This is a genomic window from Nonomuraea zeae, from assembly GCF_005889725.1.
GTDB lineage: Bacteria > Actinomycetota > Actinomycetes > Streptosporangiales > Streptosporangiaceae > Nonomuraea > Nonomuraea zeae.
On the sequence record NZ_VCKX01000395.1, the window covers coordinates 1 to 9,865 of the forward strand.

The window sequence follows — 9,865 nt, forward strand, 5'->3', positions numbered from 1 at the left end:
GGCCCCTGGAGGGCGCGCCGACCTCCGCCGCCCCGACGAGGGCCGGGGGAGACCGACGCGCGCGTAGCCCGCGCGAGGGCCGGGAGACCGTCGGCGCTTGATCACGGCCGCCCCCGGCATGCGCCGGGAGGCTGGGCCGGGTTGCTTGGGGCCGCGGGGGTCAGGTCAGGTAGCGCACGAGCATGACCTTCAGCTCGGTGACGAGCTCGGCGCCGCCCTCCGCCGTCGTCGAGGCGATCATGGGCATCACCGCCTTCACCATGGCCAGCGCCATCGTCCCCATGAGCTGTGCGCGATCGTCCGGCAGCTCCGGGCTGCGGCGCTGGAGCATGGCGGCGATCTGCCGGGCGATGTCGGCGTGCAGCCGTAGCGAGGCCGCCGCGAGCTGGTCGCCGGTGGCCGTCCCGTACAGCAGCGACCAGTACGCCGGCGACTCGCTCTTGAACCGGACGCTCTCGTCCACGAGCTGCCCGACCAGCGCCTCCAGCGGGATGTCCGGCGTGACGACGGCCAGCCGGGCGGCCCAGAACTCCTGGCGGTCATCGGTGTAGCGGACCACCAGCCCGTCGAGGATCTCCTCCTTGTTGCGGAAGAACTGATACAGCGACCCCGGCGACATCCCCGCCCGCGCGGCGACCTGGTTCGTGGTCATGTCGGGGTAGCCGACCTCGGCGATCACCGTCTCGGCGGCGTCGAGGATCTCGGCCATGCGCTTCAGGCCGCGCGCCTGCCGACGGACCGTGCGTTCGGGCATGGGTCTCCTCGTTGACAAATGCGAGCATTTACTTGTATTTCTGATCCAGGAACACAAACGCGAGTAGTTTACCGAGTTTTGGATCGGGAGACCCATGAGAACCGTCCTCGTCACGGGGTGCGGCAGCGGGTTCGGCCTGCTGACGGCGCTCACACTGGCCAGGCGGGGCGATCGCGTGATCGCCACCGTCCGCGACCCGCACGCGGAAGGCGCGCAACGGCTCCGCCGCACCGCCGCCGACGAGGGCCTGCCCCTCCAGGTGACCCGTCTCGACGTCACGGAACCAGGCGTCACGGAGGCGCTGGAAGGAACGCGGGCCATCGACGCGCTGGTGAACAACGCCGGATACATCCTGCGCGGCCCCGTCGTGACCCTGTCGGACGACGAGCTGCGCGCCCAGTTCGAGACCAACGTCCTCGGCCCCGTCCGCCTCATCCGCGCCCTCGCCCCGCACATGACGCCGGGCGGCGTGATCGTCAACGTCTCGTCCATCGCCGGCTCCGTCGGCGTCCCCTTCGAAGGCGCCTACTCGGCCAGCAAGGCCGCCCTGGAGTCGCTGTCGGCCGCCCTGCGCTTCGAGCTCAGGCCGTACGGACTGCGGGTCGTCCTCGTCGCGCCCGGCAACTACAGCACCTCGATCCGCGGCCGCTCCCGCCAGGCCGCCGCGTTCACCCGGGACCACCGCGACCACGAGGCGTACGAGCGCTTCTGGGCGGCGTTCGACGGCTCCCTGGCGGGCAGGGGCGACCCCCAGGAGGTGGCCGACGCCATCGCCGGGGCGATCGACGACCCGGAGGCGGTCTACCGCCGGCTGGTGGGCACGGACGCCCAGTTCATCTACCGGCTGTGGCACGACAACTCCCAGGAGGACTTCGAACGCCTGGTCACCGACGCGCTGGGACTCGGACGATGACCCCCGCGGTCCCGGCGACCCCCGCGGCCCTCGCGGCCCCCGCGACCCCGATGGCGGTGCCGGCATGGCGGTGAACACGCGGGCCCGCCCGTCCCGCGCGGCCACGACCGGGCCGCCGCTGCGCAGGCTCGGCCACCTCCTGGTGCGCCGCCGCAAGCTCGTCCTCGCGCTCTCCCTGGCCATGCTGATCGTCGCGGCCGTGCTCGCGGCGGGCGCGGCGTCAGGGCTGTCGCTGGCCAGGTTCGAGGCGCCGGGCTCGGAGTCCGACAGGGCGCAGGCCGAGCTGGTCAAGCGGTTCGGCACCGGCAGCCCGGACATGATCTTCCTGGTGACCGCGAGGAGCGGCACGGTGGACGACCCCGCCGTCGAGGCCGCGGGCAGGGAGCTCACGGCGCGGATCGGCCGCGAGGACGGCGTCGCCGAGGCCGGCTCGTACTGGACCCGCGGCAAGCCCGCCACCCTGCGCAGCGACGACGCCAGGCACGCCCTGATCGTGGTGCGCATCCCGGGAGACGCCGACCACGTGCGGGCCCAGGTGCTGCCCAGGCTCGTGCCCGAGATCACCGAGGGCACCGGCCTGCTCCAGGTGCGCGCCGGGGGAGGGGAGGAGGTCTTCAGGGAGACCGTGCCGCTGGCCAGGCAGGACTTCGTCCGGGCCGAGCTGGTGATCTTCCCCCTGGCGTTCGTGCTGCTCTGGCTCTACCAGCGGCGGGCCATGGCGGCCCTGGTGCCGATCCTGGCCGGGGTGGTCGCCATGGTGATCGGGCTGGCACTGCTGAGCGGCGTGCTGCTGTTCGCCGAGATCTCCACGTTCGCCCTGAACCTCACCCTGGCCATGGGCCTCGGCCTCGGCATCGACTACTGCCTGTTCGTGATCCAGCGCTTCCGCGAGGAGACGCGGGACGGGAAGGACCGCGCGAGCGCGGTGGCCGGGGCCGTCGAGCACGCGGGCCGGACCGTGCTGTTCAGCGGGCTCACCGTGGCCTCGTCCCTGGCCGTGCTGTTCGCGCTGCCGTTCGACTTCCTGCGCTCCTTCGCGTACGCGGGCATCGCCGTCGTCGCGGGCGGCCTGTTCGCGGCCGTGATCGTGCTGCCCGCCGTGCTCGCCACGATCGGCGGCACGATGCTGCCCAAGCGCGTCAGGCCCGAGCGCGACGCGGGGTTCTGGCATCGGCTGGCCCTGCTGGTGATGCGCAGGCCGCTGGTGTTCGGCGGGGTGGCCACGGCCGTGCTGCTGGTGCTCGCCGCGCCGTTCCTCGGCCTGCGCTTCGGCGTGGCCGACGACCGCATCCTGCCGGTGGAGGCGTCGTCCAGGCAGACCCAGGAGGTGATCCGCCAGTCCTTCCCGGCGGAGGAGACCGACGCCATCCAGCTCATCGCGCCGGCCGCCGCGCCGGGCGACGTCCCCGGATACGCGCTCACCCTGTCGCGGCTCCCCGGCGTCGCCCAGGTGGACACGGTCGCCGGCTCGTTCGCGGACGGGCGGCGGGTGGGCGACGGCGAGCCGTCCAGGTTCCGGCCGCAGGGCGGCGGCCAGGGCACGTGGCTGTCCGTGGTCCCCTCCGCCGCGGCCCTGGCCGACGACCCCGTACGCCTGGTCGAGTCCGTACGCTCGGTCGAGCCGCCCTTCGCGGTCATGGTCGGCGGCTACCCGGCCGAGCTGGCCGACTACCGCGCCTCGGTCGTGGACCGCCTCCCCCTGGTGCTGGCGCTCATGCTCGGCGTGACGTTCCTGGTCCTGTTCGGGATGACCAGAAGCCTGATCATCCCGATCAAGGCGACCCTGCTGAACGTCCTGAGCCTCGGCGTCATGTTCGGCGCCATCGTCTGGATCTTCCAGGACGGCAACCTGTCCGGGCTGCTCGGCTTCACCCCGACGGGCACGCTCGACCCGAGCATCCCGATCCTGATGCTCTGCGTCGCCTACGGCCTGTCGATGGACTACGAGGTGTTCCTGCTGTCGCGCATCAAGGAGGAGTACGACAGGACGGGTGACACGGAGCTGGCCGTGGCCACCGGCCTGCAGCGGGGCGCGCCGCTGATCACGGCGGCCGGCGGCATCCTGGCGCTCACGTTCGCCGCCTACGCCACGGCCCAGGTGACGTTCGTGCAGATGCTGGGCGTCGGCATGGCGGTCGCGGTGCTGGTGGACGCGACGGTGATCAGGGCGGTGCTGGTGCCCAGCCTGATGCGCCTGGCCGGCCCGCTCAACTGGTGGCCTAGAGGTCGCGCGACCACATCTGCTCGGTGACCTCGATCCCGTTCTCCATCCCCTTCTCCTCGGAGTCCAGCTCGAACCCGGCTGTCTGGTAGATGCGCCGCGCGCTCTCCAGGCAGTCGCGCGTCCAGAGCACGATCCGCCGGTAGCCCTCGGCCCGCGCGTGCCGCAGGCACTCCTCCACGAGCCGCCGTCCGAGGCCGAGACCGCGGGCGGACGGCTCGACGAGCAGTATCCGCAGCTTGGCCGTCGTCTCGTCCACGTGGACGCAGAACACGCACCCGACCGGCTCCCCGCCCACCTCGGCGATCCACCCGGCGTCCCTGGAGAAGTCGAGGTCGCCGACGATCCTGGCGACGAGCTGCTCGAAGTCGATGCCCCAGCCGTACTCGGCGCCGTAGAGCGCCCCGTGCCGGTGGACGACCCAGCCCAGGTCGCCCGGGCGCGGGGCCCTGATCACGTACGGCTCGCGCTCGCCGGCCCCGCCGAGCAGTCTCCTGATCTCCGTCATGCCGGCGACCAGCCGCCGCTGCTCCTCCTCGGACAGGCCGGACAGCAGCCGCTCGATCTCGCCGCCCGAGCGCTCGTCGAGCCCGCCGAAGGTCTCGGAGCCCGCGGCGGTGAGGCGGACGACCTGCTTGCGCGCGTCCGACGCCGACCGCTCGCGCGAGATCAGCCCGTCGACCTCGAAGCGCGTCAGGATCCGGCTGAGGTAGCCCGCGTCCAGGTCGAGCAGGCCGCGCAGCTCGCCGGTCTCCATCTGCTCCGTCTGCGCCAGCTCGAACAGCACCCTCACCTCGGTCAAGGAGTAGGGCGAGTCGAGCATGCCCGCCTGGAGCGCGCCGATCACCTTCGTATAGAACCGGTTGAAGGCTCTGATCTCAGAGACCATTGCTTTTGTCAACGAACTCATTGCCTTAGTCAACCATAGGAGGATCCCCACTGTGAAGCACGTGTACATAGGCGGGTACGGCCCCGGCATCGTCACCCTGGGCGGAGAGCTCACGAGGGTGGCGGCGCCGTCGTTCCTGGCCGCGCATCCCTCGCTCCCGGTGCTGTACGCGGTGGGCGAGCTCGAACGCGGCTGGCTCACGGCGTTCAGCGCCGGGGAGCGGCTCGCGCCGCTGGACGAGCGGCCGAGCGAGGGCGACAGCCCCTGCCACGTCGCCGTGGACCCGTCGGGAAGCCTGCTCGCGGTGGCCAACTACGGCGACGGCACGGCCCTGCTGTGCCGGCTCGACACGCGCGGAGCGTTCACCGGCGAGCCGATCGTGCTGCGTCACGAGGGCTCGGGGCCGGACCCCGAGCGCCAGGAGCGCTCGCACGCCCACCAGGCCGTCTTCCACGACGACGTGCTGCACGTCTCCGACCTCGGCACCGACGAGATCCGCCGCTACCGCTACGACGGCACCGCGCTGGAGCCGATCAAGATGCACGCCGGCTCGGGCCCGCGCCACTTCGCCTTCGCCGGCTCGCGCCTGTACGTGGCGGGCGAGCTCGACGGCACCGTCACGCTCATCGAGGGCGAGCTCCGCACGACCGTGCCCGCCTCCCGCGAGAGCGGCCCGAACTTCCCCTCACACCTCCAGGTCGAGGGCGACTTCGTCTACGTCGGCAACCGCGGCCCCGACACGGTCTCCGTGCTGCGCGCCGAGGACCTGTCGCCGGTGGCCGAGATCCCCACCGGCGGTGAGTGGCCCAGGCACTTCGCGATCGACGGCGAGCGCATGTACGTGGCCGACCAGCGCTCGAACGTCGTGACCGTCTTCGAGCTCGAACAGGGCATTCCCGAGCCCACCGGTCAGGCGCACGAGGTGGAAAGCCCGGCCTGTGTGCTGATCATGTAAGGAGTTCGCCAAGTCGCGGCTCCCCGGGGCGGCCGATCCTGACCATGGGCCTGTGCTGAAGATCCTCGCCGTCCTCGTCCTGCTGGTCGCCGGCTGCTCCGCGCCGTCCGTGCCCGCCCCCTCGGCCGCCCCCTCGGCCGCCGCCGGGGACGCCGCCCCGGCACCGGACGCGGGCGTGGACGTGCAGGAGTCCTGGCGCATCACCCGGCGCGGCGCGGAGCACGAGATCGAGGGCTACGCCGACCAGGTGAGCGTCCTGCCCGGCGAGCGGTTCAGGCTGCACGTCTCCACCACCGCGCCGCGCTTCTCGGCCAGCGCCTTCCGCATGGGCGCGAACCCGGTCAAGGTGTGGCAGTCGGCGCAGGTCCGGGGGGTACGGCAGGCGCCGATGCGGATCGTGGGCGGCACCGTGACGGCCGCCCACTGGAAGCCCTCGCTGACCGTGGAGACCGGGAGGTGGGCGGAGGGCGCGTACCTGATCAGGCTCGACGCCTCCTCCGGGGCGCAGCGCTACGTCCCGATCACCGTGCGCTCGGCCTCGGCCGCGGGCCGCGTGGTGCTGGTGAACGCGGTGACCACCTGGCAGGCCTACAACCTGTGGGGCGGGCGCAGCCTCTACAAGGGCCCCGGCGGGTACGAGGACCGCTCGCGCACCGTCACCTTCGACCGCCCCTACGACGGCCCCGGCGCCCGCCTCTTCCTGGACTTCGAGAAGGACGCGCTGGCCGTGGCCGAGCGCAGCGGCGTGCCGCTGGCGTACCTGACCAGCCTCGACCTGGAGCGGGGCGCGCTCGACGGCGCCCGCGCGGTGGTCTCGCTCGGCCACGACGAGTACTGGTCGCCCGGCATGCGCAGGGCGGTCACCGCGGCCAGGGACCACGGTACGAACCTGGCCTTCCTCGGCGCGAACGCCGTCTACTGGCGGATCGCCCTGCACGGCAGGAACGTCGCCTGCGACAAGGAGCGCCTGTGCGAGCTGTGGCGCGCGTCGGAGCCGGAGAGCGCGCTGGTGGGGCAGATGTACGACTGCTTCCCGGCCGAGGGCGTCTACCGGGTGCGCAGGCCCGGCCACTGGATCTTCGCCGGCACCCGGGGACGGCGCTTCCCCGGGATGGCCGGGGTGGAGACCGACAAGGTCTCGCCGGGCTCGCCGCGCAACGTCGAGGTGCTGGCCGAGTCGCCGCTGTCCTGCGGCGGCCGGGCGACCGTCAGCCACAGCACCTACTACACGGCCCGAGGAGGCGCGGGGGTGTTCGCCTCGGGCACGATGCGCTGGGTGTGCGCGATGCGGGGAAGGCGGTGCGGGCACGGGGTCACCGAGCGGGCCGCCGCCTTCACCCGCCGCTCCACGGTCAATCTGCTGACGAGGTTCGCCGAGGGGCCGGCCGGCCTGCCCTAACGCTCCTTCTCGCCGAGCGCCCGCAGGATCTCCCGCTCGGCGGGCTCCTTGGTCACGCCGAGCCCCTTCAGCGCGTCCACCAGCGGGCCCTCCTCCAGCGACAGGACGCCGAGCAGGATGTGCTCGGTGCCCACGAAGTCGTGGCCCAGCCGCAGCGCCTCGCGCAGGGTCAGCTCCAGGACCTTCTTGCCCTGCGCGGCGAACGGGATGTACTCCGTCGGGCTGCCGCCGCCGGGCCCGAGCACCGCCGTGACGGCCTCCCTGACCGCCTCGGGCGACGCGCCGAACGTGACCATGGTCCTGACCGCGAGCCCTTCCGGCTCGTGCAGCAGGCCGAGCACGATGTGGCCGGCCTCGATGTGGTCGTGGTCGGAGGCACGGGCCTCCTGCTGGCTGCGCACCACGGCGGCGCGGGCGTGGTCGGTGTAACGGGCGTAGGCGCGCAGGTCGTCGGCCATCGACCCGGAGCCGCCGCCGTCCTTGGGCACGAACCGCTTCTGCGCGGCCTGCTTGGTGACGCCCATGCTGCGCCCGATGTCGGTCCAGGACGCGCCGGAGCGCCTGGCCTGGTCGACGAAGTGGCCGATGAGATGGTCGGCCACCTCGCCCATGCGCTCGCCCAGCGTCACGGCGTCGGTCAGCTCGCCGAGCGGGTCGCCGTCGGGGTGCCGGCTCTTGATCACGGTGATGAGGTCGTCGAGACGTATGCTGCTGTCCATGCGTCAACCTTAGGTTGACGATCGACTATCGTCAACCCTGGGTTGACGCTGCCGTGCTCACGTCTCGGTCACCACGACGTCCTCGCTCCTGACGAACATGAGGCGGTGGCCGAACTGGATCTGGTGGTACTCCTGGGTGCCGCGGACCACGCGATGCAGCGTGGGGTCGAAGGTCGTCGCCTTGAAGAACTCGCCGGTGGTGGTCAGGCCGACCGTGTACGACTGCCCGGCCGGGAGCTCGTACTGCAGCGGGACCAGCGGCTGCACCTCCACGTCCGGCGGGTACGCCGCCGCCTCCGGCTGCGGGCGGCCGTACACCGGGATCTTCTTCAGCCCCGGCCGGGGCGTGGCGATGCGGGTACGACTGGGCACGGCCACGGGATCGGACTCCGGGTTGTGGAACCACGCCTTCTGGCCCAGGTACCAGATGGCCGTCCAGTCCCCTCGCCGCTCGGCGACGACGTAGCGCTGGCCGGTGGAGGCGCGGGCGGAGTGGTCGTACACGCTGTAGGAGGACTCGCCCGTGGCGTGCTTGCCGATGTCCTTCACGAGGGGCGACTCCCCGCGCGGCGCGGTGTGCAGCCAGACCGAGGCGGACCCGTGCGGCGGGCAGGTGGCCTCGGGGTGCTCGTCGTCGCAGCCGATGTAGTGCGGACGGTTGCGGTCGTAGTCGGGCAGGATCATGACCGTGGCCGTGCCGGCGTCGCCGTCGGGGCACAGGGGAGCGCCCATCAGGTCGAAGAAGTGGGCCCAGTCCCAGTACGGGCCCGGGTCTTCATGCATCTTCGGCACCCTTTCCGGCGTCAGGCCGGGCACGTTGTCATGGCCGACGATGTGGGCGCGATCCAGCGGTATGCCGAACTTGCCGGCCAGGTGACGCACCAGCTTGGCGGACGTGCGGTACATCGCCTCGGTGTACCAGAGGCCGCCGGCGGCGAGGAAGCCCTCGTGCTCCAGGCCGATCGACGTGGAGTTGAAGTACGAGTTGCCGGCGTGCCAGGCCACGTCCTTGGTGAGCAGGTGCTGGGCGAGGTGACCGTCGGACGAGCGCAGCGAGTAGTGCCAGCTGAACCTCGCCGGGTCCTGAACGAGGCTGAGCGTCGTGTCGAACGACTCCTCGGTGTCGTGGATGACGATGTACCGGATGGCCGGGCCGCCGGGGCGGTCGGCGATGTCGTGGTTGCCGTACTTGCCGTCCGGGACCCTCTTGTAGGGCGCCGGTACCCACTCGCAGCAGATCTCGGCGGGGGCCTCGACGGCGTCGGCGCGGGCCAGGTGGGGCAGGTCCAGCCCGGCCAGCCAGGAGCGGGACGGGTGCACCTCGGGAGCGGGCGGCAGCGTCACCCTCGCACCGGTGTCGGTCATCCGGGCGGCGCCCTCGTGGATGACCTCGTACACCTCGTCGGCGAAGCCCGCCGCGACCTCCTCGGCCGAAGCGCCCGAGTAGCGCGCCACCGCGCCGTACCAGTCGGCGGGGTCGGCGCTCGGCGGGGCGCCGAGTGCCTGCTGGTAGTCGGCCAGCAGCGCCGCTCCGCCGTCGATGTTGGCCGCCGGGTCCTCGCGCAGGCGCTCGAGGCTCTCCCCGGTCAGCTCCGCGGCCCGCTCCAGGGTGTGCAGGGACGCGGAAAAGCCGTTGTGCGCCGGCACGGTGGGATGCGGCGGGGGACGGGAGTCGTCGCCGCGCAGGTCCTCTTCGCCGTCCAGGTGATGGCGGCGCGACATGCTCATCGCGGGGCCGTCGGTGAGGTGCATGGGGCCGAATCCGGCGCCCGTGCTGGGCCGGCCGCCGTTGCAGTCCCAGCGCGACTCCAGGTAGGACACGGCGAGCAGGATGCTCTCCGGTACGCCATGTCTCCGTGCGGCCTGTGCGAACGCTTGCGGCATCGTGGTCATCACAACCACCTCCACCTGCACCGTCGCACGGCCGCCTGCTCAACCGGGGGCGAAATGTGATGATTTTCCGGTTTCTTGTGGCAATTTCGGACGGTCGGGCCGGCCCGGCGGCGGGGAAACAG

General features: G+C 72.1%; 8 protein-coding genes. 4 read left to right on the forward strand and 4 right to left on the reverse strand.

Going from position 1 to position 9,865, the window contains the following annotated elements; translation table 11 throughout:
• Nucleotides 1-160: 160 nt before the first annotated feature.
• Nucleotides 161-754: a TetR/AcrR family transcriptional regulator gene (locus ETD85_RS56165; protein WP_170247392.1), complete on the reverse strand. Its 594-nt coding sequence runs from the start codon at nucleotides 752-754 to the stop codon at nucleotides 161-163.
• A gap of 94 nt (nucleotides 755-848) precedes the next feature.
• On the opposite strand from ETD85_RS56165, the gene ETD85_RS56170 reads away from it, so the two are divergent.
• Nucleotides 849-1,667, forward strand: a complete 819-nt coding sequence (locus tag ETD85_RS56170) for an SDR family oxidoreductase (protein ID WP_138698032.1) — start codon at nucleotides 849-851, stop codon at nucleotides 1,665-1,667.
• Between the two features lie 64 nt (nucleotides 1,668-1,731).
• Nucleotides 1,732-3,918, forward strand: coding sequence for an MMPL family transporter (locus tag ETD85_RS56175; RefSeq protein ID WP_138698033.1), 2,187 nt, complete (start codon nucleotides 1,732-1,734; stop codon nucleotides 3,916-3,918).
• Here ETD85_RS56175 and ETD85_RS56180 read toward each other — a convergent pair.
• Complete coding sequence (locus ETD85_RS56180) at nucleotides 3,887-4,777, reverse strand: bifunctional helix-turn-helix transcriptional regulator/GNAT family N-acetyltransferase (RefSeq protein WP_240780058.1); 891 nt, start codon at nucleotides 4,775-4,777, stop codon at nucleotides 3,887-3,889. The genes ETD85_RS56175 and ETD85_RS56180 overlap by 32 nt on opposite strands.
• Before the next feature lie 52 nt (nucleotides 4,778-4,829).
• On the opposite strand from ETD85_RS56180, the gene ETD85_RS56185 reads away from it, so the two are divergent.
• Both ETD85_RS56185 and ETD85_RS56190 read left to right on the forward strand, forming a co-directional pair.
• The gene (locus ETD85_RS56185) at nucleotides 4,830-5,732 is read left to right on the forward strand and encodes a lactonase family protein (protein ID WP_170247393.1); all 903 of its coding nucleotides are present in this window, start codon (nucleotides 4,830-4,832) and stop codon (nucleotides 5,730-5,732) included.
• A gap of 52 nt (nucleotides 5,733-5,784) precedes the next feature.
• The gene (locus ETD85_RS56190; RefSeq protein WP_138698036.1) at nucleotides 5,785-7,131 is read left to right on the forward strand and encodes a N,N-dimethylformamidase beta subunit family domain-containing protein; all 1,347 of its coding nucleotides are present in this window, start codon (nucleotides 5,785-5,787) and stop codon (nucleotides 7,129-7,131) included.
• On the opposite strand, the gene ETD85_RS56195 is transcribed toward ETD85_RS56190, so the two are convergent.
• Complete coding sequence (locus ETD85_RS56195) at nucleotides 7,128-7,850, reverse strand: Clp protease N-terminal domain-containing protein (RefSeq protein ID WP_138698037.1); 723 nt, start codon at nucleotides 7,848-7,850, stop codon at nucleotides 7,128-7,130. The two genes, ETD85_RS56190 and ETD85_RS56195, sit on opposite strands and share 4 nt — an antisense overlap.
• A 57-nt stretch (nucleotides 7,851-7,907) precedes the next feature.
• Nucleotides 7,908-9,743 carry an N-acetylmuramoyl-L-alanine amidase gene (locus ETD85_RS56200; RefSeq protein ID WP_138698038.1) on the reverse strand — a complete coding sequence of 612 codons (1,836 nt, stop codon included), beginning with the start codon at nucleotides 9,741-9,743 and terminating at the stop codon, nucleotides 7,908-7,910.
• Nucleotides 9,744-9,865: the final 122 nt, after the last annotated feature.